Origin of the sequence: Neorhizobium populisoli (assembly GCF_019430945.1) — a bacterium.
GTDB classification, from domain to species: domain Bacteria; phylum Pseudomonadota; class Alphaproteobacteria; order Rhizobiales; family Rhizobiaceae; genus Neorhizobium; species Neorhizobium populisoli.
The window spans coordinates 93,118-115,430 of sequence record NZ_JAHYCB010000013.1; the positions used below are offsets into that span (position 1 = coordinate 93,118).

At 57.3% G+C, this 22,313-nt stretch carries 23 protein-coding genes and 3 pseudogenes; 17 read left to right on the forward strand and 9 right to left on the reverse strand.

Annotated features, from left to right (window positions below; all coding sequences use genetic code 11):
* Positions 1 to 42: 42 nt before the first annotated feature.
* The gene (locus KX729_RS27500) at positions 43 to 195 is read right to left on the reverse strand and encodes a hypothetical protein (RefSeq protein ID WP_219745678.1); all 153 of its coding nucleotides are present in this window, start codon (positions 193 to 195) and stop codon (positions 43 to 45) included.
* Positions 196 to 1,520: 1,325 nt separating this feature from the next.
* Between KX729_RS27500 and KX729_RS27505 the strand changes: the two genes are divergently transcribed.
* From KX729_RS27505 to KX729_RS27525, 5 genes are all read left to right on the forward strand, one after another.
* On the forward strand, positions 1,521 to 1,772 hold the full coding sequence (locus KX729_RS27505) for a YMGG-like glycine zipper-containing protein (RefSeq protein ID WP_219745679.1): 252 nt from the start codon (positions 1,521 to 1,523) through the stop codon (positions 1,770 to 1,772).
* Positions 1,773 to 1,954: 182 nt separating this feature from the next.
* Positions 1,955 to 2,497, forward strand: coding sequence for a response regulator (locus KX729_RS27510; RefSeq protein ID WP_376776081.1), 543 nt, complete (start codon positions 1,955 to 1,957; stop codon positions 2,495 to 2,497).
* Positions 2,498 to 3,010: 513 nt separating this feature from the next.
* On the forward strand, positions 3,011 to 3,583 hold the full coding sequence (locus KX729_RS27515) for a hypothetical protein (protein ID WP_219745680.1): 573 nt from the start codon (positions 3,011 to 3,013) through the stop codon (positions 3,581 to 3,583).
* Positions 3,584 to 3,637: 54 nt separating this feature from the next.
* On the forward strand, positions 3,638 to 4,033 hold the full coding sequence (locus tag KX729_RS27520) for a hypothetical protein (RefSeq protein ID WP_219745681.1): 396 nt from the start codon (positions 3,638 to 3,640) through the stop codon (positions 4,031 to 4,033).
* A 12-nt stretch (positions 4,034 to 4,045) separates the two neighbouring features.
* Positions 4,046 to 4,489: a hypothetical protein gene (locus KX729_RS27525; protein WP_219745682.1), complete on the forward strand. Its 444-nt coding sequence runs from the start codon at positions 4,046 to 4,048 to the stop codon at positions 4,487 to 4,489.
* Between the two features lie 798 nt (positions 4,490 to 5,287).
* Here the strand turns inward: KX729_RS27525 and KX729_RS34640 are convergent.
* Entirely contained in the window at positions 5,288 to 5,524 is a 237-nt protein-coding gene (locus KX729_RS34640; RefSeq protein ID WP_376776082.1) for an Lrp/AsnC ligand binding domain-containing protein, read from the reverse strand.
* A 90-nt stretch (positions 5,525 to 5,614) separates the two neighbouring features.
* Between KX729_RS34640 and KX729_RS34645 the strand changes: the two are divergent.
* Both KX729_RS34645 and KX729_RS27535 read left to right on the forward strand, forming a co-directional pair.
* Positions 5,615 to 5,755: pseudogene (locus KX729_RS34645) on the forward strand (hypothetical protein); the annotation flags it as partial.
* Positions 5,756 to 6,343: 588 nt separating this feature from the next.
* Positions 6,344 to 6,841 (forward strand): DUF4142 domain-containing protein, encoded by a 498-nt coding sequence (locus KX729_RS27535; protein WP_219745733.1) that lies wholly within the window; start codon positions 6,344 to 6,346, stop codon positions 6,839 to 6,841.
* Positions 6,842 to 6,988: 147 nt separating this feature from the next.
* Here KX729_RS27535 and KX729_RS34450 read toward each other — a convergent pair whose 3' ends face one another.
* Complete coding sequence (locus tag KX729_RS34450) at positions 6,989 to 7,180, reverse strand: gamma-glutamylcyclotransferase (RefSeq protein WP_312992277.1); 192 nt, start codon at positions 7,178 to 7,180, stop codon at positions 6,989 to 6,991.
* Positions 7,181 to 8,130: 950 nt separating this feature from the next.
* Between KX729_RS34450 and KX729_RS27540 the strand changes: the two genes are divergently transcribed.
* The 4 genes from KX729_RS27540 (at position 8,131) to KX729_RS27555 (ending at position 13,370) form a co-directional block, all read left to right on the forward strand.
* On the forward strand, positions 8,131 to 8,271 hold the full coding sequence (locus KX729_RS27540; RefSeq protein WP_219745684.1) for a hypothetical protein: 141 nt from the start codon (positions 8,131 to 8,133) through the stop codon (positions 8,269 to 8,271).
* 523 nt (positions 8,272 to 8,794) lie between these two features.
* Positions 8,795 to 10,618 carry a sensor histidine kinase gene (locus KX729_RS27545; RefSeq protein ID WP_219745685.1) on the forward strand — a complete coding sequence of 608 codons (1,824 nt, stop codon included), beginning with the start codon at positions 8,795 to 8,797 and terminating at the stop codon, positions 10,616 to 10,618.
* Positions 10,618 to 12,498: a putative bifunctional diguanylate cyclase/phosphodiesterase gene (locus KX729_RS27550; RefSeq protein ID WP_219745686.1), complete on the forward strand. Its 1,881-nt coding sequence runs from the start codon at positions 10,618 to 10,620 to the stop codon at positions 12,496 to 12,498. Before KX729_RS27545 ends, KX729_RS27550 begins: the two co-directional genes overlap by 1 nt.
* A gap of 68 nt (positions 12,499 to 12,566) precedes the next feature.
* The gene (locus KX729_RS27555; protein ID WP_219745687.1) at positions 12,567 to 13,370 is read left to right on the forward strand and encodes a response regulator; all 804 of its coding nucleotides are present in this window, start codon (positions 12,567 to 12,569) and stop codon (positions 13,368 to 13,370) included.
* 135 nt (positions 13,371 to 13,505) lie between these two features.
* Here the strand turns inward: KX729_RS27555 and KX729_RS27560 are convergent.
* Positions 13,506 to 13,864 (reverse strand): annotated as a pseudogene (locus KX729_RS27560) (hypothetical protein); the annotation flags it as partial.
* A gap of 757 nt (positions 13,865 to 14,621) precedes the next feature.
* On the opposite strand from KX729_RS27560, the gene KX729_RS27565 reads away from it, so the two are divergent.
* The 3 genes from KX729_RS27565 (at position 14,622) to KX729_RS27575 (ending at position 15,352) form a co-directional block, all read left to right on the forward strand.
* Positions 14,622 to 14,849 (forward strand): hypothetical protein, encoded by a 228-nt coding sequence (locus KX729_RS27565; RefSeq protein ID WP_219745688.1) that lies wholly within the window; start codon positions 14,622 to 14,624, stop codon positions 14,847 to 14,849.
* The gene (locus KX729_RS27570; RefSeq protein WP_219745689.1) at positions 14,849 to 15,034 is read left to right on the forward strand and encodes a hypothetical protein; all 186 of its coding nucleotides are present in this window, start codon (positions 14,849 to 14,851) and stop codon (positions 15,032 to 15,034) included. The genes KX729_RS27565 and KX729_RS27570 overlap by 1 nt, the downstream gene beginning before the upstream one ends.
* 72 nt (positions 15,035 to 15,106) lie before the next feature.
* On the forward strand, positions 15,107 to 15,352 hold the full coding sequence (locus tag KX729_RS27575) for a DUF6894 family protein (protein WP_219745690.1): 246 nt from the start codon (positions 15,107 to 15,109) through the stop codon (positions 15,350 to 15,352).
* A 479-nt stretch (positions 15,353 to 15,831) separates the two neighbouring features.
* On the opposite strand, the gene KX729_RS27580 is transcribed toward KX729_RS27575, so the two are convergent.
* Complete coding sequence (locus KX729_RS27580) at positions 15,832 to 16,632, reverse strand: SDR family NAD(P)-dependent oxidoreductase (protein ID WP_219745691.1); 801 nt, start codon at positions 16,630 to 16,632, stop codon at positions 15,832 to 15,834.
* Between the two features lie 42 nt (positions 16,633 to 16,674).
* The gene (locus KX729_RS27585) at positions 16,675 to 17,565 is read right to left on the reverse strand and encodes an MBL fold metallo-hydrolase (protein ID WP_219745692.1); all 891 of its coding nucleotides are present in this window, start codon (positions 17,563 to 17,565) and stop codon (positions 16,675 to 16,677) included.
* Positions 17,566 to 18,307: 742 nt separating this feature from the next.
* Here KX729_RS27585 and KX729_RS27590 point away from each other — a divergent pair.
* From KX729_RS27590 to KX729_RS27600, 3 genes are read left to right on the forward strand one after another with little or no spacing between them, the layout of a single operon-like run.
* The gene (locus KX729_RS27590) at positions 18,308 to 19,228 is read left to right on the forward strand and encodes an LLM class flavin-dependent oxidoreductase (protein WP_219745693.1); all 921 of its coding nucleotides are present in this window, start codon (positions 18,308 to 18,310) and stop codon (positions 19,226 to 19,228) included.
* A 34-nt stretch (positions 19,229 to 19,262) separates the two neighbouring features.
* The gene (locus KX729_RS27595; RefSeq protein WP_219745694.1) at positions 19,263 to 20,288 is read left to right on the forward strand and encodes a patatin-like phospholipase family protein; all 1,026 of its coding nucleotides are present in this window, start codon (positions 19,263 to 19,265) and stop codon (positions 20,286 to 20,288) included.
* Complete coding sequence (locus KX729_RS27600) at positions 20,285 to 20,836, forward strand: GXWXG domain-containing protein (RefSeq protein ID WP_219745695.1); 552 nt, start codon at positions 20,285 to 20,287, stop codon at positions 20,834 to 20,836. Before KX729_RS27595 ends, KX729_RS27600 begins: the two co-directional genes overlap by 4 nt.
* Before the next feature lie 26 nt (positions 20,837 to 20,862).
* On the opposite strand, the gene KX729_RS27605 is transcribed toward KX729_RS27600, so the two are convergent.
* From KX729_RS27605 to KX729_RS33750, 3 genes and pseudogenes are all read right to left on the reverse strand, one after another.
* Positions 20,863 to 21,897, reverse strand: a complete 1,035-nt coding sequence (locus KX729_RS27605) for an ATP-dependent DNA ligase (protein WP_219745696.1) — start codon at positions 21,895 to 21,897, stop codon at positions 20,863 to 20,865.
* A 2-nt stretch (positions 21,898 to 21,899) separates the two neighbouring features.
* Positions 21,900 to 22,136 (reverse strand): hypothetical protein, encoded by a 237-nt coding sequence (locus tag KX729_RS27610; RefSeq protein WP_219745697.1) that lies wholly within the window; start codon positions 22,134 to 22,136, stop codon positions 21,900 to 21,902.
* Positions 22,133 to 22,311: pseudogene (locus tag KX729_RS33750) on the reverse strand (DUF3606 domain-containing protein). The gene KX729_RS27610 and the pseudogene KX729_RS33750 overlap by 4 nt, the downstream one beginning before the upstream one ends.
* Positions 22,312 to 22,313 lie beyond the last annotated feature (2 nt).

The following is a 22,313-nucleotide window of genomic DNA, read 5'->3' on the forward strand; positions in this document are numbered from 1 at the left end:
TTCAAGACCCAGCCATTCGGCATTTTTCACCGAAAATGGCCGCTATTGGCAATCGAAACGCTCGAGCATCTTTTTAAGCTGCTCTTTCTGCACGCGCAGCTCTGCCGCAAGTTCGGTCCGGAGCCGCTTGATGTTGACGTCGACCGACCTGACATCATCATGAAACGTGCGCGCAACCGGCATCTGGTCTGGCATTAAACCGGGTGCCTGAGCGACATCGGGTTGTGTCGAGACTCTGGTCTTGCGCTGCGCGCGACACGTCCTCTAGTCTTCGGCACACTCTGAGCTTGGGTAGCGTTTGATGTCTCGGGGGCTACCAACGTGGTTCCGTCGTCTTTCTGGCTATAGCCTACGGCCTCACCAAGCGACGCTTGTGCACTAAGCTGCGTCTCCTCATGCAGCGCTTCCTCAGGCGGGCGTGTTAATTGATCGGGCTGGTTATTAGCGTTGGTCGTCGTGACACCGTCTTCGGGCCAATCTGATGGGGCTGGCAGCAAGAGCCGATCGGGACCTTCATCGGCAGTCGGCTCGGAACTCTGTTCGGCGAGACGCTGGCGCCGGCGGCCGGCCAAATCCGAGATAAATTGCCAGGGCGATTTCATATTTTGTCTCCCAGGCAGCAGGCTGCAAAGGGGCGTTCAGTAAGGGGCCCCTGTCTCAGAATTGCAGTTCATAGCTGACTTAACGGATTGGGGCGGTTCTGCAACGGCATTCAATTGCGGGTGTTGAAGAAGCACTGACCAAGATCATCAGACGGTATTCGATAGCTTCACAACTGAGCAGTTGCGCAGATTGCCGTGTTTCCCATCTCCCCAGAGATAAGAGACAGTTTCGCCGCCGCCCTCCTCAACAAGTTTAAGGCTGCCTCATCCTCGCATTTAGTGAACTGTGACGGACGTCAGAAGCATCTTTTCCGCGACTCCAATAAAGTTTCGACAATATCGGGATCGGAAGATCGAGAGCCGGCTGTCATTCGAGCAGCAGGCAAGCCAACAGGCGTGCACCAGCCGCCATACTTACGTCCGGATACCGGCGATGTATGGCAAGCAGGTCTTCGGCCACCAGCCTTAGTCGATAATTGGGGGGATCCATCCCTTGTCTCCTTCATCAACGCAAACCTTTGGAAGGAATCCTTGTTTCCAACCTTGGACCTTTGCGAATGCGTTCAAGCCAAAGTCTGATCGTCCAACGTCTAGCGCCCGACGGTTTTGCCAAAGACGAAGACCTGGGGGCGGCAAAGCCTGTGGCCGGTCATGCGACGACGCTTTGAGCAGTTTCACCGCCGACCAACAGCTGAAGCGAAACCGATCATGGTACCAAAAGTCCTACGCCTAATTGGCCATTGGTCCATAGGCTGTGCGGCAAAGGTCCCCACGATATGGACTTGGCGGCGGATGGCGGCATCTGATGGGGTGCGCGCCTCGACCGCCAATTCTTTGGTGATCTTCATCGCATATGCGCTGTCGTTGCAACTTGAGACCATGGCACAGTTTTTGCCGGGACACTAACAGGAGGATCACATGAAGCGGATCTTAACCATCGGACTTATCGCAACATCTCTCGCAGCTTGCACCGCGACCGAGCAAGGTGCGGGCTTCGGAGCCGCAACAGGCGCAGTGATAGGCGGCGTCGCAACCGGCAATGTTCGCGGCGCGGCCGTTGGCGCCGCTGTGGGCGGTGTGTCCGGAGCTTTGATTGGAAGCGTGGCTGATCAACCGGGCCGTTGCTATTATCGCGATCAGTACGGCCGCCGCTACGTTGATCGCTGCTGACCGGTAGAGCGCGCCTCAAAACCTGGACTTGCAAACTAAGGGCGACACCTGGACAAACTCCGTTCAGGTGTCGTCGCTGGAAAGCGTGATTTAGGCATTAGTGCACGGGGTCTCACCATACTGTCCCATTTGCGACGGTGAGAAATCCCGTCATCAACAGCGAAGTCCAAAGTGAAACGGGCATGCGTCAGAATCTGAGGCTTGCGGTCGTCGACGACCATCCACTATTTAGGGAAGGTGTGCGGCTCAGCCTCATTGAAAATGGTTTCGATGTCGTGGCGGAAGGGGAGTGTGCAGCTGACGCCGTGACCATCGCAGAGAGGTTATCACCAGATATCCTGCTTCTCGACATATCACTTCCCCGGAGGTGGATCGAGACGATCGCTCCGGTCCTTCAGGCCCAACCAAATGCAAAGATCGTGATGCTCACCGCCTCGGAGCAGGATGACGACCTTCGCCAGGCACTGCAGCTCGGCGTTCGCGGTTACATCTTGAAAGGCATCGGGGCCCAAGCGCTGGCCACGCTTCTCGACCATATATCCACCGGGAACGGCTATGTCGAACCGAACGTATGCGCCAAAGTCCTTGCTCTGCCTCGTGAGCAAACGATAGCGAGCTTGAAGGAACGAGAACAGCGGATTCTCGAACTGCTGATGTGGGGATTCAGCAATCGAAAGATTGCCATCAAGCTCGAGCTTCGAGAAAAAACATCAAGCATCATTTGACGTAGAATTCTCCAAGCTCGGGGTGATCAACCGTACGGAGGCTGCATTGGCATGGCGATGTATCCGACGGTGTTATCCCGCCGAGCAGCCATCGAATGATGGCGCGAAACGCGGGCCTGAAGATCCGACAAGCGATCAGCCATTCGCTGTTCCAACTCCAGAGCCGAGCCGCTGACGATCCTGGAGCTCCATCTCCGTATTGTTGCCACCATCGATCGATGCTGAGGCCAGCGCTATTCACGCCCTAGCACATTTGGCTTTATCCACCGGCAGTGGTCGATCGAAGTGTTATCTGAAATTCTGGTTTTTGAACGTGGTCCAGGCTCGAAACCGCGCCTGTCCGGGAAAATGTCCGCCGGTAGGACCTTAGTCGATCCCCGCTAAGGACCAAAGGTCCAAAGGTGGCACCGACTGAAGTCCCGGGCTGGAACAAGCAGGAAAGCCTTGGGTTTGATTGACAGCTTCGAAGCGCACGGGCGTCAGAAGCTCGAAAAAATTCAAGGAGATATGAGGATGAACATCGTTGTACGTGCGGCCTTTGCCGCAGCACTTCTCGCAGGCACGACCCTGTCCGCTTATGCCCAAACCAGCAGCACCGTCGGTACCGGCGGCACGTCGGCCGGCGGCGGCACCTCCAGCAGCAGCATCGGCACGGGCGGCAGCTCGGCAGGCGGCACCAACTGCACCACCGGCACCAATTGCGGCTCCGGTTCGGCCTCGACGCTTGGCACCGGTGGTACGTCTGCTGGCGGCGGCACATCCAGCAGCTCGGTCGGTACTGGTGGCTCGGCTGCAGGATCGGGCAGCGGTTCGGGTTCGGCTTCGACCCTTGGCACGGGCGGCACCTCGGCCGGCGGCGGCCAGTCCAGCAGCTCGGTTGGCACGGGCGGTTCGGCTGCAGGCTCCGGCAACGGCTCCGGTTCAGCGTCTACGCTCGGCACCGGCGGCACATCCGCCAAGGATGGCACCTCGACCAGCTCGGTCGGAACGGGCGGCAGTTCCGCCGGCAGCGCCGGAATGGAGAACGGCCAGGGCAAAAAGGCATGCCCTCCCGGCCAGGCCAAGAAGGAAGGCGGCTCCTGCTAATCCATTCACAGGGCGGAAGCCATAGGCTTCCGCCCATCTTCAGGAGGACCGGGCATGACCTCGGTATCAATCTTACACAAGGGCGCCTTTGCCCTGCCGCTGATCCTGGCGCTCATGATCGCAGGCACCGCATTGTCGGCCAATGAGACTATCAAACTCGACGACGGGACCACCTGCACCGTCATCGATAGCACCGGATCGATCGGCAACGGTACATCGACCTCGGTCACTGCCGGCGGCGGCAGCGTTTCGTCTTCAACGACAATCGACGGCAACACGACGACGATGCAGTCGGGCAACGGCTCGACGTCTTCGAGTGCCGGCTCGTCCGCCAGCAGTGGCACCGCTGGCAGCCAGTCGTTTTCGACCGCCAGCGTGACACGGCCCGACGGAACGGTCATCACCCGCCGCTCTGACGGAACGTGCGATGTAACGAAACCCAAGAAGTGAATGGAGGCAATCATGTCGAAAGCAATTTCGATCGTAGGCTTGGCGTTCCTGGCGTCGGTGTTCACGACACCAGTATTTGCGCAGGACTGTAATGCGGCTGGTACCGTCGGCTCCGGCGGCAGTGCCGCGGCGGGCGGCACGTCCGCCAGCACGCTTGGCACCGCGGGCGCTTGCAAAACCGACGATGGTACAACGGCATCGATCGGATCTGGAGGCAGCGCTGCTACCGCTGACGGAAAGGCAAAAAGCCAGACCAAGGTAAACGAGAACCCGAATGGGCTGCGGACGCAATCCAAGGCCCAGGCGATGGATCAAGGGACGTTCAGCAAGTCGCAGACAAAGACACGCGTCCAAGGCGATGATCTGCAGAGCACGACCCGTAGCATGTCTCACGTGCCCGGTGAAAAGCCGGTGAAAAGCACGACCGACAGCAATGTCGTCCTGCCGAAGCAGTGATCCGGATGACAGATGGCCTCCGTGCATCGACGGAGGCCAAATGGTTTATGGAGGTCAACACGGACGGACCTATGGGAACTTTATTCTGGACAGTTTTGCTGATCGAAGTCTCGGTCGGGATCTATTTGATCAATGTTGGCCTGCGATAGCGCCAACGCATCATCCGAAAGTGAGCGGTAACCAGCAATCGATGCAGGAGACAAATCCGGCTCCTTTACGGGAGTGTAGAGGCAGAAGCGGACCCTATTGAAGCGACGAACCGCAGAGCGACCTGCCAGAAATGCTGCCCGTTGGTTTGGTGAGGGTTGGTCGGAGGGCCGCAAGCCGCCGGTCCGGTAGGGTCGTCGACGCTTTGCCCTTGAGCGCCGGACACTTTCCAAGATCCATCCGCGTGCGAAACGTTAATCGTGACCTCATCCCTCAGTTCCGCGCCTCCGCTTCACTTTCACTCAATGCCGCTGGACTTGTTCCGGCGCTAACGTTGGAAGTCAGGCTGTCGGCGATGGCCCGCTTCCGCTAGCCATCGACTGAGCAGCGTTGAGCTCATTTGCAGCAATTGGTCAGGATGGAACGGCTTCACGAGATACAACAATTGATCTGGCCACCCACCTGGTCCACGATGCTGCACGGCGAATGGTCGGAATATCCTGTAAGGATGATGTTGATGGGGCTTCAGCCGCCGCAATCGCTTTTGCGGTCACGATCTTTTTCTTTGTCTGGCAGATTAGGCATCTAGGGCAAATTTGCGAAATCAGCTTCAGGTCATAGGCGTCTTCCGCTTCGCGCTAAAACCAGACGTCAAATCTGAAGCGGTCTATTCTGGAGGATCGTCTTCATAACCAATGTCGACATTAGCCGCAGTACATGCGGAAGGGCCGACAGCTTCTCGTCATAAAGACGTTGAAACGCAGGAAGGTCTTTGGTTACGATGTGCAGCATGTAGTCAGGATCACCAAACAGACACTGTGCCTGAATGATCTCTGTCACGTTCGGCAATGCCTCCTTAAACGCCTGGACTCTTCGTTGGAGCCGCATCACGAGCCGTTCTGTCAACCGGCCCGGCTGTGGCGAGGCGAATGAGCCACATGTCGGGAGCAGCGATGGCTCTCGTCGAATTCAGGACACAATTGGCATCGTTTGCATGGCGACGATTGGCTGATCCTGAACCTGCAGGCAAGCAGTGCCAACATTGGACAAGTTGGGAAATTCACTCTCAATCTCGGAGTGTTTGGCCGCAATCGCAACAATGGCCGGAAAAAACACTGAATATCAAGCCGTCTGAGCCAAACGCGACAATTCGGAACAGGCTGGGCATGCTTGTCTATGGTCGGATCACTGGTGGGCGGTGACGACAGGATCGGACCTGGATGTGGTCGGAGCCGACCTCGCTGAGAAGATAAAGACAGTGGGCATTCCTTGGCCCGAAGCTCATCTCGACCCCGCTCGAGTTTCCGCTGCACTGCAGGACAGCCCTTCCCTCCTCTCATTCAGCGTCGCTCGGGTCGCAGGTGAAAAGGAAGAGGCAGTGTGGAGACTAAAGGTTGCGATTGCACTACGGGCAGCAGCGGAGGCGCATTTTCCCGTATGGGCCGACAGAAACGGGCTCGTCCTTTAGTGTGGTGCCGGAGTGCCTAACGATGGCCAAGCAGCACGAAGCAGAGTTACATTCGCCTGGCGAGGGGCGGCGTTTTCCAGTCTTCGGGTGGCGCGGTTGGAGAGCTGGTTCGAAAGGAAATTATATTGCCGCAGGTCCGCGCGGAACGTTCAGGACGCGCAGGAGTTTAAAGTGACGATATTCCACAAAAAGGAGCACTGATTTTGAAAACCGTCCTCGTACTCGCCGGCCTTGCCGTTATGCTCGCGTCACCAGTCCTGGCGCAATCCGCCGCGGAAAAGACCGGCGTCAACTCCGTCATGGGTGTCGCCCCAAAAACCGAAGATTTCGTGACTGAGGCGGCCGCGTCGGACATGTTCGAGATCGAATCCAGCAAACTTGCTCTTGTACAGTCTCAGGACCCTGCGACCAAGACCTTCGCCCAGCAGATGATCACAGATCACACGAAGACGTCCGAGGAGCTGAAGGCTTTGGTATCAGGTGGCAAAGTGAAAGCCACCATCCCGACGGCGATGAGCTCTGCCCAGCAAAGCATGCTTGACGACCTCAAGAAGCTCAAGGGCGACGACTTTACAAAGCAGTACCATTCCGATCAGGAAGATGCCCACGAAGACGCTGTCGACCTCTTTAAGCGCTACGGCGAAGAAGGTGAAAATGCTGACCTCAAGGCGTGGGCTGCGAAGACCCGTCCCGCCCTTGAGCACCATCTGATGATGGCGAAGGATATGAACAAGTAACGCTGGTTTTTCTTCGCGCATACCGCTGATCGGTGACCACGGATGTACTGGCACCGACTTCTCGGGGGCCGGCACCTGATGCCGGCCCTTTAACAACATAGAGAAGGATGACACTCTTCAGGTTTCACGAGGTCGATTGAGATGGGATTATCGCTTCCATTGCGGCCGCCCACTGGCGCAACGTCCAGCGTTCGTGCGGAAGCTCCACTCTTCTCCGATGCCCTCAAGTTCGTCCAGGATGGAGATCCGATCTTCTTCGACGTCGAACAATTCCCCCCGGACACGCAATTCCTCTCCCGGTCGATCCAGCATCGTCGGGCCGTCGAACGATCCGGCGATGTAGAGGGGTTAGCTTCGAGGGTTCGACGTCGCCGATGTATCGAACGCCTTGAATCCCTTTTCGAAAGGTGGGGAGCCCTTTTTGAGCGTGCCGAAGTCATGACCATCCCGGGGGCGCGGTCACCTTCGTCCCTCGTTGACGATCTGCGCGAACAGGTCCTCGCAACCCACGGACAACTTAGGGAAATGGTTCGAAACCGAAGCGTCAAGCTTTCGTGGGTCGGAATAGCCGCGGTGATCGTCTCGGACTTGCTTTTGCCAGGATGGCTTAGCGGCAACTGGTAATGCCGCGAGCAATATCCATCCGCAGAAATTGTCTTGGAGTTTAGTCCTTATGCGCCTTCGCCGTGCCAATTTATCCGCGGGTCGACCGCTACCCGGCCCCGCGAGATAAGAGAGCCGCGAGGAGTGAGCCGGCGGCGTTGCCGGATTTGCATCGTACAGTAGCGCCCGTCCAAGTCCAAGAGCCTTTTGCACCCGAAGCCTTTCATCAGCGACGTCCTCGACTTGCTCGGCTTTTTCGGCAAGCGCCCTAATGCGACGAACTAAATCAGTAAGAACAATCGGCCCGAAAGGTCATAACGCCAACATGTCGCCCGCAACAGATGATGGAAGACGAACCTTAGTCAGGCTCTACCAGTGAAGGGCGCTGCACGCCGCGAATTCGGTGATGCTGCTCTGACGGCGGGCCTCAGAGGCTCTCCAAGACGTCGTTTACCTCGGAACGTTTGGCCCAACATGTCATGGCCTAGTTCAAAAGAAGTTCCGGCTTCTATTCGCTGAGTTGGATGGCTTCGTAGAGCGTTTTGAATCTTGGCGCATATTTGCCGTCTGGCTGGTGATGCTAAGCCGGTTGTCACTATTTCGGCGCCTTAAAGATCCTAGCGCTGGTCCTGGACTGACGTTGCAGCAGTTGTCAAACCCGTGCGAGGGTGATCTCGATAATGCTGATGAGTAAGGCAGACCGCCAGTGGAGAGAGCTCGTCCTGCCGGAGACGGACACCCAGGGTCGCCTCACGGTGAGTGGCGGCTTGGGCGGAATTACTGCGGAGATGGCCGAAGCTCGTGACGAGATAAAAGCGTCCACCTGAGCAAAAATCGGTACTCCATCGGACCGAAGTCTGACGGCGCATGGAACGCTTGCAGGGGGTTCGGGAAAATTTGTATCATCTTCGTGGGTGGAGCAGCAGGGGGCTGCAGTGGCATTTTCATCGTTCGATACTCTCGAGCCGAGTGATCTTCGATTTCTCAGGGCATTACTGGAAGAGGTTTGCGGTGAGAGATCAGTCACACTCGATCATCCCGATGCGGCCAACATCGCCCGAGAGCTCGTGAACTGGTATCTGTTCGGCGTAAGGCATCCGGGTCAGCTTAAGGTGATGCTCGAACCGCTTTAAGCTAAAGACGTTGCTGGGCGGAGAAGACGGGCAAAGCGGAGCGCGTTTGATGATTCCATAGTCTCGGCTGGGATATCGGTGCCCCTCTCCGAAATCAGTGGTAAAGGCCCCATTTTGTACGATAACGTACATTGCGTGCTCCGAGAGATGTTTACCGTCGAATAGAAGCCTTGCTTAATATTCAAGACGGTAAACTCCGTAAAAACAGGGGTAGGTCATGCGTCTCGTCACCAAAATCAATCTGGCACTTCTCGGGGTTGTTGCCGTCTCAGCGGGTCTGAACTTTGCGGCGCTGCGGATGGCGGTCATGCCAAGCTTTGCTGCGCTCGAAGCGCAGGCGGCGGATCAGAACCAAAGCCGTGTCATCGAGGCGATTGAGCTTCAGAAGGAACAGGTTGCTAACAGCGCCGGCGATTACGCCATCTGGGACGACACCTATGAGTTCATGAGCGGTCGAAGCGATGAGTACGAAGAGAAGAATGTTACGGCGGAATCCCTGAAGACGCTTGGGGTGAACTACTTCGTGGCACTCGACAACGACGGCAAAATCATTTTGGACAAAGGCTTCAGGTATGAGGGCGAAGCACCGAAGCCACTCAAGCTGTTCCAGACGGGCGCGACTCCCTCGGTGAATGCTCTGGTCGCCAAACACGACGAGATCAAGATCCAGTCGGGGCTGATGCGAACCGAGGAGGGCGTGATTGTCGTGGGCTACGCGCCGATCTTGCGGTCGGACCGCAGCGGCGAACGCGTAGGAATTCTGCTTCTTGGTCGCATTCTCGATTCAAGCGCGATCAAAGCGGCGACGAAGGTGGACTTTGACCTACTACAACCCGGTTCTATAACTAGGACTGCGAGATCATCTGACGCAGCTTCCCTAAACCGGGTTGATCAGCTTGCGGGTCTAGATGGCGCCCCGGTTGCTATGCTTGTTTCCACCACCCTCCGCGATATCAGCGCTGTTGGCCAGCGCACTATTTTGACGACGATGCTTTTCCTTCTAGCGGGCTCAGCGCTGCTTCTACTCGCGCTCGGCTTCGTGATCCGCAAGATCGCGGTGAGCCGTATCGAGAGACTCCGATCTCATCTCAATGCTGTGGCTTCGAGTGGAAATCTGGCGACATTGCCGGAGGATGGCAGAGGCGATGAGCTAAGCGAGACACTGCAATCCTTCAACGGGATGGCGCGGCAGCTGGCCGAGTTGCGGGACAAACTCCGTCGGCAGGACTACGACCATGGCGCCGCCGATCAGGCAGCAGATCTCCTCCATAATGTCCGTAACGCCATGAGCCCAGTATCTGCATTGGCCTGGCACCTATCGAGACAGAACGAGACGACCTCACGGCAAAACCTTGCTAAGGCCATTGATCAGCTGAAGAATCCTGACCTTGCCCCTGAACGTGCGACCAAACTCAACCAGTTTGTGGCAATGTCTGCCGCTCGTTTGCTCGAGGACGACGCGAAGAACCAGAAAGATCTCCACTCGATGGTGACGATGCTGCGTCACATTGAAGATATCCTTCGAGAATCAGATGCTTCCGCACAGCTTGAGCGGGTTGCTGAAAAGATTGATCTCAAGCAAACCATCGTCGACGCTGTGCGAGTGGTGGAGCACCGCGGCACGGTCGTGGTCAAACTGGACGGCATGCATGGCGCAGCGGTTATGGGTCACAAAATTCCACTCGACCAAGTGATCGCCAATATTCTGATCAATGCGGCGGAGGCCATAGAACTATCTCCTAAGAAGATGGGCCATATAGAAGTCGCCACGGAACAAGCTGTATCGGATCAGGGGAACGCGCAGGTGGTTCTGCATATCCGCGACAGCGGCATTGGCATTGAAAGAGTTCATCTCGATCGCGTCTTCGAAAAAGGCTTCAGCACCAAGCGCGACGGAAAACGAGGTCTTGGCCTGCACTATTGTGCGAACGCGATCAACGCCATGGGTGGTAAGATAATGGTGGAAAGCGCGGGGATCGAGCAGGGCACGACGGTCAGCATTATTCTTCCCGCACTGCAGATCAACAAGGCTGCTGCCTGATGACCAATGCTCTATTGCGCCGACGAATTCTTGTCTGTGATGACGAGACTGGTGTCATAGAAGCGTACCGGAGGATTCTATCCGATCTCGTCGAAGGTGCCAGTGCGCAGGCTGAGGTGACCCTCGACGCGCTCGCGGCTGATCTTTTCGGCGACGAGCAGACACCTGCTATAAACGGCACCGGGATCGACGAGATCGTTTACTGCCGGCAGGGCGACGAGGCAGTTGCCGTATTCGGAGAGGCCGCAGGCAAAGGCGAGCCCTTCGCCGCGGTCTTTGTCGACGTCCGGATGCCGCCGGGCTTTGACGGAGTTGAGGCGGCGAGACGGATGCGGGCGCTCGATCCTGCGATCAACATCGTGATGGTGACGGGGTATTCCGATCACCGGCCGGCTGAGATCGCAGGAGCTATCGGAGCACAGGACCGCCTGTTCTATCTGGTGAAGCCATTCGATGCGGATGAGGTCCGGCAGATGGCGACGACGCTCGTTCACCGCTGGACGAGCGACATGCGCGCCGCAGCCGAACTGACCGGACGTCTGCAAGAACTCGAAAAGGTCAACCGAGCACTGCAGGTCAGCGAGGCGTCGGCCCACCGAGCGGCGCGGCGCGACCCATTGACAGGATTGCTGAACCGAAAAGGACTGCAGGAAGCTTTTGATGCGGCGATGTCAGAAGCCAGTAAGGCAGACGGCAAACTCTTCTTTGCCTATATCGATCTCGACCGGTTCAAGATGGTGAACGACGTGCACGGTCACGCAGTTGGGGACCTTTTTATCTGTAACGTGGGAGATCGCATCGTCCGCGCTACTGGACAGGATGGGTTTGTCGCTCGGTTGGGCGGTGATGAATTCGCTGTCGTAATTACCGAGGGTGAGGAATTAGATAGTGTACTGAACCGGGTCCTGCGGGTTGGCGATATCCCTTTTGCCGAAGCGGGGTCCGAGTTACCGGTTAGCCTTTCGATCGGATACTGTCGATGCGATGTCGTCGGCGGCGGCCTGTCGGACGCGATGCGCCGCGCAGACTTGGCGCTCTATTCCGCTAAGGCGGCTGGCAGAGGTACCGCTAGAGGCTATGACAAGAGCCTTGATGACGAATTCCTCCGTAGCCAAGTGATCGCATGCGACCTGAAGGCTGCCATCGAGAATAGTGGTCTCCAGCTGCACTATCAGCCCTTGATGAGCGCCGACGGCTGCAAGGTAACGGGCCTTGAAGCCCTCTTGCGTTGGACGCATCCGGAGCATGGAGATGTCTCGCCAGCCGTGTTCATTTCCATTGCAGAGCAAAACAACATGATGATTGAGCTTGGCGATTGGGTATTGCGCCAGGCCATGAGGGATATCCGCTCCTGGCCAGATATTATTACCTCCATAAACCTTTCCGCTGTCCAATTCAGCCAGCCGTGCTTCGCCGAAAAAGTGATCCAGCTTGCAAGAGCGGCAGACATATCACCCTCACTCATCGAGTTCGAGATTACGGAAACCGCCTTGTGCGGCAACATGTTCGATTTCGCGCAGCAAGTGGAGAAGCTGTGTGACGCTGGCTTTAAACTTGCGCTGGACGACTTTGGAAGTGGCTATGCCGGTATCGGTTATCTTAGCCAACTCCGTTTCAACAAGCTGAAGATTGACCAGTCGTTCGTCAGTAACCTGCGCATTGAACCTAACGCTGAACGGATTATACGGTCGCTTGTTGGGCTAGGTGAGGCCATGGGGTTGACGGTGACCGCGGAAGGCGTCGAAGAGGTGTTTCAGCATGAGCTTTTGCGCGCTGCCGGTTGTGATCAGATGCAAGGCTTCCTTTTCCACCGGCCTTGCAGCCGAGAGGATGTGAAGCAGCTTTTGGATCGTCAGCGCAGTGCGGACCGTGCAGCTTAAGCAGATCATGCGGATCGTGTGATGCAGATTTTGCCCCTCCGGATGCCGAGGACAGATAAGAGGACAGTTTGAGCCATTTTGCCGAAGCAAGAATTCTTGTCGTGGACGACGAACCAGATGTCTTGGCGGCGTATGGGAGCGTTTTCAGCGGCATCGTCGCGAAAGCCGAAGATGAACTCGAGACGATCGCAAATACGCTGTTCGAGTCCGCTTCGACAAAGCCAAAGACATCGACAACTGTCGCGGGTGTTGATCTCTGTCGGCAAGGCGAAGAAGCACTCCGGTGGATTGAAGCAAGACAAGACGAGAAAAGCCAATATCCAATCGCATTTATCGACATGCGTATCCCGCCTGGCATAAATGGCCTCGAAACAGCCAAGCGGTTGCGGCAGATCAGCCCGGATATCAACATCGTCGTTGTCACTGGCTACTCCGATCATCCGCCGCACCAGCTTGCTGCCGAAGTGGGTGGCGCCGATCGACTCTTCTATCTTGTCAAGCCGTTCAATCCCGATGAGCTGCTCCAGCTGGCAACCGCGCTGATCCACAGATGGAACTCGGAGAGAATGGCCGCTGCTGCTTCGTCTGAGAGGGAGGCGAGAACGCTCGAACTTGAGAGAGAGATCGCCCAGCTTCGCGCACAAGTGAATGCAAAGCCAGAACCGGCCGTTTCGAACGGCGTCATAATCGATCGCCTTGATTCCCAATCGGCGCTACCACCGCCGCAGGCGAAGGACGTCGCTTTCCGCGAAGGTAGAGCGGCGTACGGCCGCAGGGATGGGCTTGCGTTCTGCCCATACAGTGCGTTGAAGCAGCCTGAACTTTTCTTGTCTTGGGTCGCCGGCTATCGCTCGCTTGATAACGACGTTTAAATCTATTTAGTTTTAAAACCCACGACTTCAGGATTTCAACCTGCATGGGAATCTTGTTGACAACTCTCCGATCACGAGCCCTGAGGGAGACTGCAAATGAGAAGGGCGCCACGGTGGCGCCCCTCGTGGGGTGTGTTAGAGGCCGGTGCGACGATATCGCAGCCGTTCCTGCTCGATTTGGTGGTATGGTATGGGTCGAGGGTGTCGTCGAATCGTGTCCATCCCTGCTGCTCGTAGGGGGTGCGGCGCTCCACCGTATCGACCCAGTCCGAGCGCTTCCGGATAGCCTCTGCTTCTGATGCCAGAGCTACATTCGAGCCTGCGGCCCCACCAGCGACGGCGCCGGCTGCAGCACCCGCAGCGGTCGCCGCGAGCTAACCAGCTGCCACAACCGGGCCAACGCCTGGAATGGCCATCAGGCCAAGACCTGTGAGTAGGCCGCCCGCACCACCGACCACCGCGCCGATCCCAGCGCCAGCAACCTCGGCTGCATCGATTCTCAATGCCACTTAACCCAGTGGCGGCGGAACCACACGAACATCTACCATTTCCCAGCATATTCAGCATTGCAAATGTAGACGTCAGGTTCCGGCTACCACTGCACCAGGCGTTCGTTCACGGCAGAAGGCCGTGTTACCGAACTGCCGCACTATAAGCGCCTGCCGCTCCCCCATCCGTGCGAATAAGCCTTCACCTTCCCCTCGACCCTGCTGGGAAATGTTGTCGTACAGCCAGGCTGCGTCTGTCTCTTTGCTCGGGCTGCGGACCCTGAGAGAGCGCTATGGCTTGCGGGGCGCCGCCTACGAGCCGGATCGTTTTGAGCGCTGCCGCTATCGGAAGAGCCCTGCAGACTGCGCGGGCTGTTACGCTGTTAGGTCGAATACCGTGCCCGCGAACAAGGATCTGAGTCAGGGTGCTGCAATATCGCCTTTGCCAGCGCCACCACACACCGGGCGAACCCATTCCGATATGTAACCGTCACCAGCACCGAAGTCAGTAATGGCATTGACCTTTCTTCGCCAACGATATTCTGGAAAGTCGGAACGTTGTCGTCGTTCGACCAGTCCAACTGCTGTTGCTCCGGGTTAAGTTTGATAGGGATCCTTCCTTTTTTGGTAGCCAGACTTTCCGCCTTTGGAACTTTTCACGAATTTCTCGCTTAGGAATACCCTTCGGCATCAATCGGAGCAGGCAATGGAAAGGCGACGTAGGGAACAACTCAACGGTTGGGAGCAGGAGCTAGCGGACAGCATGTTGAATAACCTTCACCGGCATCTCGAAACGCTCCGCATGATCCACGAAGGTACGCGCATCGTCTTACCTGAAATAGGTGACGTTACTCGGGAGGAAGAGCGAAAGGCCGAATGGTTAGTAGCGCACTATAAAGCTGCGCTGTTTCGGATCGAGTACAACTTGAGCAACGACAATGACCCACCGATGGACGAAGAACTTGGCGATCTGATCGCGGGAGAATGGTGATGGGCGAGAGAAGCGAAGTTGATCAGCGAGCGATCGACCGCCTTACCAATTCGATTGAAGCAGCCATCGCCGCGGCTACAACCGACGGCCTAACTGACCTGGAGGTTTGCGAGTACGCGTTACAAATCGTTTCAATGATCCGCAACCGCTTGAATGCGGACAAGCATGTTAAAGGTGCCCATTAACCCGCCGCGCGCCCTGTCTTGGAACAAAACCGGCTGACTTGACTTCGCTCTCCGTAACCATAGGAGTGAGTAATGGCCCGGTTCTTTTTTGACGTTATTAACGGTCACGGCTTGCACCGTGATAACGATGGTGTTGAGCTTGAGGGACCGGATCAAGTGCGAGGCGAAGTTTCGCGGATTCTTACAGAGATCGCTCGTGACGAACTGCCCTCTGATAGCACCGTCCATATACAGGTCAATGTCCGCGACGATGTCGGTCTAGACATTTACAACGGCGAACTGTTCTTTCGGGGTGGTTGGACGCAACGAACACAGTAGTCGCCTCTGCGTGCTCATGCTACCGCTGCACTTTGCAAGAGCGCGCAACGTATGACCATAACAACCGCTTCCGATGCATCGGCAGTGCCTACGGCGTTATGCTCACTTATAGCGGGTCGATCCGAGCGCTCGCTGCCGTTTACTGTCAATTTTAGCGGCGACGTCATCTCATGAGCGTATTCGAAGAGTGGCTAATAGCTAATTCGCTTGAGCGTGTAGAATTGACGGCGGTTTAGCACGCTGTCCGGGATGCCAAAGGCAAGAGGAAAGCTGACGATGGCGGCTTGATCGGACAAATCCTCATGTCGACTAGTGCGTGCCTCTTCTCCTACGGCATGCTCGACCGCATTGTTGAGTACGCTTAATCGAAAGCAGGCCGCCGCTCGGACATCTACGCTCGCGCGAAAATCGCATTCTTCGTTCTTACAAATGCTGGCTGCTTTGAAACGGTTTCTCAGCGCGTGAGGATAATTGAATGCCTATTTCGGCGCAGAACCGGGTTCCGTCAATTTTCGATGCTGTGCCGCCAGCGCGCCGGCTGGTGTTACGTTGGCAACAGCTGTCTGCAGTTTGTTCTTCCAGCCACTGACGACGTCGCCCTCCCCGTTCATCATCGCGTCAAACCCTGTTCTCGCAACATCTGCCGGATCATCTTTTTCCTGGGCGTTGATGGCAGTGTCGAGCATATCCGCCTTTCGAAATATGTCCGTCTCGGTAACGCCCGGCATCAGGCAGGTCACGCTGACGCCGCTGTCTTTCAACTCGTTCCGAAGGGCGAAGGAGAAGCTGTTGATGAAAGCCTTGGTGCCATTATAGACGGCCTGAAATGGGCCTGGCGAAAAGCCGGCGATGGAGCCCGTCAGCATGATGCGGCCCTCCCCCCGGCTTCGCATCATATTGCCGATCTGATGGACCAGGTAGATCGTGCCGGTGACATTAGTATCAACAACGCGTCGGGCGTCATCGAAATCCTGATCGAGAAAGGCGTGACCAAGGCTGCGGCCGGCGTTTGCCATCAGCAAATCGATCGGCCACCCTGTTGAGACGATATATTCGATCAGTCGATCGACACCGGCAATGGTCGAAAGGTCTGCCTGAACCGTATCGACTGTAAAGTCACTTGTTCTCAGACCAGCCGCAGCCTCTTCGATCTCTGGCTCATCGGCAGCAATAATGAGGTCGAAGCCCTCGCCAGCTGCGCATTTGGCGAGTTCGAAGCCGATGCCACTCGAAGCACCCGTGATAACCGCCAGGCCGCGCCGGGCTGTGCAAACTGTCATATCGGTCTCCCTTCAACCGCGTCGATCATGATCCCGGACATCTCAGCTCAGTGTTATGTATGCCGAGCCATCCTCGACTGTCGCAGGATGGCTGACATACCGGCCTTGCTCGGGTACAGCGATGCGATCGAAGTCGCGGACCAGCGTATGCAGCTTTACGGCAAGTTCCGCACCCTGCATTGCTCTACCATGGCCGCTTATGACGAGATCGGGCTCCAGATCCGCCAACACTTCCACGGATTCTTTCGACTTGACCCAATCGATGGTAAAATAGCGTGGCGGACCGTGCAGTTGTAGCGTCTGAAACGCGGTCGCATATGCTGATTCAGCTCTTGTCGTGACGAACGCATCTCCGACGATCAGGGCCCGGTCGCGCTCACGCCACAGCGAAACATGTCCCGGCGAGTGCCCAGGCGTATGAACCCAGTGCCAACCATCCATGAAGGGAAGGCTTCCGCCGCCTGGAAGCGGCCGCAGCCGCGCGGATACATCGACGGGCTTCGTGGGTAGCAGCCCGGAAAGTCTCGCCATCAGGCCGCCGCCGACGGTAGGGTCGCCGTCTGGATAAGATGCCTTCCCGTTCAAATAAGGATGCTCCAGCTCGTGGGCGTAAACCTGCACGTCCCATTCTTCCGCGAGGTCCTCAAGCGCGCCGACATGGTCGAAATGTCCATGGGTGAGGATGATCGCAGCGGGACGTGAGGCATCACCGAAACGCTCGGCCGCCGCTTTTTTGATTGAGGCTTTCCCGCCAATGACGCCGGCGTCAATCAGGACCCAGCCACGGTCGCCGCCATCTGGCAGACCATAGAAAACGACGTTGGCCATGATAGTGCGGATATAGGCGAGGTCGGCTGCGATATTGCGGGTGCCGTCGTCACGATCGACCTCGTCGGCGCGGTCGTCTTCGCTGAGCGGAATTTGCTGGGCCATAAGGGTCTTTCCTGGATTCGCGGGTCCGCTGCTAAGGGAATGCGACGGCACAAGTACCTCGAAGCGCTAGAGCTTCGAGTAGTTCCTCAGGGAACAAGGCATCTTACCGAGATTCGAGCTGCAAATATCGTTCATTTATGAGAGGCTCGACCGAAGTTCCGACAGAGGTTCTACTCAATGCGAAAACGTACGCTTGGGCTTGCGGCCATGTAGCGTGGCGTAAGTGCCGACTGGACGATGCCACTCGGTGATCCGATAGCCTCTCATCCTGTAACGCGCAATCTGAGCTGAGGGCACTCAACCGGTACTCGGGAGCGCCTTCTCATCCTCCCGACAGCCGCCGCGCGCCACGGCTGACTTCGGGCACACGGTGGTGCACGTGCAGGGTGGAGGACCTCAGGTGGAAACTGAAGCAAAGAGGTTCAAGCACGTGCTCGTCAACGTACGGAAGCAGACGGAAGGCTCGCTTCAGACACCGAGCGGGAACGAAGCTGGCGATCCGATGGAACCCGAAGGCAAGCGGATGGTTCCAGGGCCAGACATAGCGCGAGGACAAAATGACCGCTCAAGATCCGAACGATGGAACCAGAAATCCTGAGGCTGTGCCAGAGGGCACTCCGAATTCCGGCGAGAATACTTGTCGTGCCTGTGCAGGAAAGGGTCAGGTTGATGGCAAAACTTGCCCGGAATGCGATGGATCAGGGAAGGTCGTGACGCCAGTCGGCGGTGCAGGTTGATCCGAATGCTGATCGGTTATCACGCGTCCCATGAGCAGTTTCCGCCCAGTCGGCTGCTCACCCTTGCAAAGGCTGCCGAGGATGCGGGGTTCGGCGGCATCATGACATCGGACCACATTACCCCATGGAGCGAACGGCAAGCAAACTCGGGCAATAACTGGGCCTGGCTCGGTGCAGCACTTGCCGCCACGTCCCTGCCTTTCTCAAGCTTGGCAATCCCGGGCGGCTGGCGGTATCACCCCGTCGTACTCGCGCATACCATCGCCACGCTCGCGGAAATATATCCCGACAGGCTGCGGTGGATCGCTGTCGGAAGCGGCGAGGCCCTGAATGAGGCAGTGGTTGGCAATGGCTGGCCCGATAAGACGCAGCGCAATGAGCGGCTGCTTGCCGGTACGGAGATCATCCGAGCCCTGCTTCGAGGCGACACCGTTTCAGTGCGTCACCCCTGGTTCGCCGCAGAAGACGCCAAGCTCTGGTCTCGTCCTGCCCGCTCCCCTTTGTTTTTCGGCGCCGCGCTCACTTCGGCGACGGCGGCGTGGATGGGACCCTGGGCGGACGGGTTGATCACCGGGAAACCCCGCGTTCTCCAGTTACAGGTCGCTTGGGCAACAAACAAAGAAGAGGCCCGCATCGCCGCGTGGCAAAACTGGCGCAATGCTGCTGCGCCTCCTGATTGCCTGGCTGAACTGAAGTTGCCGAGAGATTTCGATGCGGTGACACGCGGCATGGCACCTGAAGAGATTGAAGACGTGATCCCGCTCATCGTCCACGGCGAAGAGCTGCTGGCTCTCATCGGGGCGGCCGGGTCTTGCGGATTCGAAGAGATCTATATCCATAACGTCTCGCTCGACCAGGAGGGGTTCCTGTGGTTCATGGCGAGAGAGGTTATCCCGTATCTCACCAGTGACGCTCAGAACAAATGAAACTTTCACTTTCGCAAAATGGAAGGAAAACATGATGTCAGAGCGGCAGACATGGTTGTGCCTATCTGGCGGCAATGCGCTCGGAGCCTATCAGGCTGGCGCAATCCAGGCATTGCTCGAAGCGGGCGTCGCGTTCGATCGAGTAGCGGGTGCCTCCATTGGTGCCGTGAACGGTGCGCTTATCGTCGGGAACCATCCGCAAGACCGGGTCGCGCGGCTGAACGATTTCTGGCGGGTGGCAACCGAAACATTATCATTCATCAGCCACCATGGGCCGTTTCACCAAGCCGCGAGGATGCGCGCGGCGGTGCAAGCGCTTCTTACAGGTAACCCCGGACTATTCCGACCATCTCTCCCTGGCTTGTGGTCGCTGCTGCCCCTTGGGCCCACAACAGACAGTCTCTTCGAGGCCAGCCAACAACGGAAAACACTGCAAGCCTTGATCGACTTTGACCTCATCAACCACAGCAGCAGCGAGCTCCACGTTACAGCTGTGGATACCGAAACCGGAGAAGACGTTGACTTCCTGAATCGCGGTGACGGTCTCACGGTCGAGCACATCATGGCCAGCACGGCCTTCCCTTTTACTTTTCCGCTGGTCGAGATAGACGGACGGCACTGCGCCGACCCGGGATTGTCGGCAAACCTTCCACTTGCCTCTCTGTTTTTTCCTCGGCCGGAGCAGGAGGTCGTTTGCATTTGCCTTGACTTGTTTCGAGGTCCTGGACTTGTTCCCCATTCTCTCGATCAAACTCTTCGCCGCACGATCGACATCGTTTTCGCGAGCCAGAGCCGCCACGCGATCTTGGCAACAAAAAACATTATGCAGGCATCCGCAGGTATCGACGTCACGCTTATCCATTCGGCCTATGGCGGCGCCGATGAAATCGGGTTGAAGATGATCGATTATTCGGCGGGTTCGATCAGGATGCGAAGGGATGCAGGCTATCGCGAAGGACAGCATCTCGCTCGGGCTATCGGAGATATGCCTGCGCGGAGGCAGACGTTCGATATCTGGCGGACAGAAATCGAGGGATCCTTAAGGTACTGGGACCTATGACGGACGAGCAGCGCATACCCGCAACAGTGATTGGCAGAGCCAGTCAATTCCCGCCAGCGACAGAGGAATGGTTTCAGACGCTTGAGCCAGTCCGTGCTCAAGAAATGATCGGGCTGTGGCAGGGCGCGGGTATGCCTTCAGGACATCCGCTCGATGGCGTTCTCGAAAATCTCGGATGGTTCGGAAAGCAATTTCATGCGGACATGCGAGCCGACGCTCTGTTGTTCCAGGGCAGGCCTGGCCGGCTCGTAGCGATCGATCCCGCTTTAATTCCCCTGCGCTTAGCACTGCGTTTTTCGGCATTCGGCCGGACCTTCATTGCAAGGAACTGGTTCTCGTATCTTCGAAGAGCCCTCCGGGCACAAGGCACCACGGCATCGCTCCACGGCGGCGACAAAAGCCAATTTCAGACAGCCGTCATGGCGTACGACAGGCTGCCGATCGCCGATCATTTCCGGTGGACAGGTGAGGACGAGGTTGCCGGAATGATGGTGGTCGAGGGTGATCGGCGGCGATACTTCTTCGGGCTGAAGCGCGTCGGTGTCTGATCACCTGGAAGGCCGGACCTCATGGTCTACAGCCCGATCTGCCAGAAGTCGCATTGCGACGGCTTCTTGTCCGGGCGCCAGCGCAGAAGCTTGGTTCCGTGCCGGAAGCGGCGGCCGGTGATCTGATCGAATTGGACTTCGACCACCAGTTCGCGTCTGAGCGGTTCCCAGTCGGAAGATCGGTCTGTCGTCCAACGGCTCGGTCCGCCCGGAGCCTTGCCGGTGAAACCCGGACCCTCCCTCAGTGCTTCAAGTCTCGCCGTCAGATCAGGCTTTTCGGTATCGGCAATCGAGGACGTGAAGCCGACGTGGTCGAGTTGGCCGTGATCGTTGTAAAGGCCGAGCAGCAGCGAACCAACCATCTTACTGTCACTCTCGTATCGAAACCCGCCGACGACGCAGTCCGCGGTTCGCAGGCGCTTGACCTTCGTCATCGCTCGCTCTCCGGAACGATACGGTTCGTCGATCCGCTTGCAGACCACCCCATCGGTATCCCCACCCGATCCGGATAGCCATGTCTCCGCCTCGCGCAAGTTCCTGGTCGCCGGGGATATGGCGAATTGCATAGGATCGGCGTGGATCATGTCACGGAAATATTCAAGTCGCGCCCGGCGATACACAAGATTCCTCTCCAGGATTTGCGTGCCGTCCGTGTCCACAAGCATGTCGAACGCAATGAGCCTACTTGGGGTCTCTCGCGACAGTTTACGGATCCGACTTTCAGCTGGATGCAAGCGCATCTGCAGGGCGTCGAAAGACAGGTTCCCCGCTACTTCGATGACCAATTCCCCGTCGATGACGAAGTCAGGTGCCGGAAGCTCGGCGAGCAACGCCACCATTTCCGGGAAGTAGCGGCCGAGCGGTTTTCCGGATTTAGCTCGAAGATCCACCGAAGAACCGTTCTTGAACGCGATACACCTGAAGCCATCCCATTTCGGTTCGTATTGCCAGCCCTCCCCGGACGGGAGAGCTTTGGCCAATTTGGCTTCCATTGGCTCCGTCTCGATTGACAAGCCATATGATGCCGCAGGTGATTGATCGGGCGCGTTGGACTCGGCCATTGCTACCAGAGCCTCTTGGAGTGGGTGTCCCGTGTAGCCACGTGCACCAGCACCGCAGTCGACAGAAGGATGGTCGAGACTAGAGCCGCTATCGATAACAGCCCGCCATTGGTGATTTGAGCACCTGCCTTCAAACCGGCGGTCTCGGTGAATGCCAAGGAAACCTCTGCATGCTGGCGTTGATTTAGAAAACCCACATCACGAGCGCCGGCCGGCACGACAACCTCACGATGGCTCATCGGTTCTTCTCCAGATCGGCCTCGACTTTTGCACGGTTGTTGCCGACGTTCTTGACTGCACCTTTTATGACATCCTTCGTGACGCCGCCTTTTTCGCCTCGTAGCGAACCTCGTGGTCCTGGCCGCCTGCAACGCGTGCCCGGTCTTGCGCTCTGCCTCTTTTGGTGCTCGACACTG

Excerpts from the sequence above, each read along its gene's own strand:
- KX729_RS27585 (WP_219745692.1), bottom strand. The coding sequence starts at position 17,565 with ATGGCCCAGCAAATTCCGCTCAGCGAAGACGACCGCGCCGACGAGGTC.
- KX729_RS27535 (WP_219745733.1), top strand. The coding sequence starts at position 6,344 with ATGCTCGCGTCACCAGTCCTGGCGCAATCCGCCGCGGAAAAGACCGGC.
- KX729_RS27590 (WP_219745693.1), top strand. The coding sequence starts at position 18,308 with ATGCTGATCGGTTATCACGCGTCCCATGAGCAGTTTCCGCCCAGTCGG.
- KX729_RS27605 (WP_219745696.1), bottom strand. The coding sequence starts at position 21,897 with ATGGCCGAGTCCAACGCGCCCGATCAATCACCTGCGGCATCATATGGC.
- KX729_RS27540 (WP_219745684.1), top strand. The coding sequence starts at position 8,131 with ATGAGTAAGGCAGACCGCCAGTGGAGAGAGCTCGTCCTGCCGGAGACG.
- KX729_RS34640 (WP_376776082.1), bottom strand. The coding sequence starts at position 5,524 with ATGCGGCTCCAACGAAGAGTCCAGGCGTTTAAGGAGGCATTGCCGAAC.
- KX729_RS27610 (WP_219745697.1), bottom strand. The coding sequence starts at position 22,136 with ATGAGCCATCGTGAGGTTGTCGTGCCGGCCGGCGCTCGTGATGTGGGT.
- KX729_RS27550 (WP_219745686.1), top strand. The coding sequence starts at position 10,618 with ATGACCAATGCTCTATTGCGCCGACGAATTCTTGTCTGTGATGACGAG.
- KX729_RS27520 (WP_219745681.1), top strand. The coding sequence starts at position 3,638 with ATGACCTCGGTATCAATCTTACACAAGGGCGCCTTTGCCCTGCCGCTG.
- KX729_RS27595 (WP_219745694.1), top strand. The coding sequence starts at position 19,263 with ATGTCAGAGCGGCAGACATGGTTGTGCCTATCTGGCGGCAATGCGCTC.
- KX729_RS27565 (WP_219745688.1), top strand. The coding sequence starts at position 14,622 with ATGTTGAATAACCTTCACCGGCATCTCGAAACGCTCCGCATGATCCAC.
- KX729_RS27500 (WP_219745678.1), bottom strand. The coding sequence starts at position 195 with ATGCCAGACCAGATGCCGGTTGCGCGCACGTTTCATGATGATGTCAGG.
- KX729_RS27545 (WP_219745685.1), top strand. The coding sequence starts at position 8,795 with ATGCGTCTCGTCACCAAAATCAATCTGGCACTTCTCGGGGTTGTTGCC.
- KX729_RS27525 (WP_219745682.1), top strand. The coding sequence starts at position 4,046 with ATGTCGAAAGCAATTTCGATCGTAGGCTTGGCGTTCCTGGCGTCGGTG.
- KX729_RS27515 (WP_219745680.1), top strand. The coding sequence starts at position 3,011 with ATGAACATCGTTGTACGTGCGGCCTTTGCCGCAGCACTTCTCGCAGGC.
- KX729_RS27575 (WP_219745690.1), top strand. The coding sequence starts at position 15,107 with ATGGCCCGGTTCTTTTTTGACGTTATTAACGGTCACGGCTTGCACCGT.
- KX729_RS27600 (WP_219745695.1), top strand. The coding sequence starts at position 20,285 with ATGACGGACGAGCAGCGCATACCCGCAACAGTGATTGGCAGAGCCAGT.
- KX729_RS27570 (WP_219745689.1), top strand. The coding sequence starts at position 14,849 with ATGGGCGAGAGAAGCGAAGTTGATCAGCGAGCGATCGACCGCCTTACC.
- KX729_RS27580 (WP_219745691.1), bottom strand. The coding sequence starts at position 16,632 with ATGACAGTTTGCACAGCCCGGCGCGGCCTGGCGGTTATCACGGGTGCT.
- KX729_RS27510 (WP_376776081.1), top strand. The coding sequence starts at position 1,955 with ATGCGTCAGAATCTGAGGCTTGCGGTCGTCGACGACCATCCACTATTT.
- KX729_RS27505 (WP_219745679.1), top strand. The coding sequence starts at position 1,521 with ATGAAGCGGATCTTAACCATCGGACTTATCGCAACATCTCTCGCAGCT.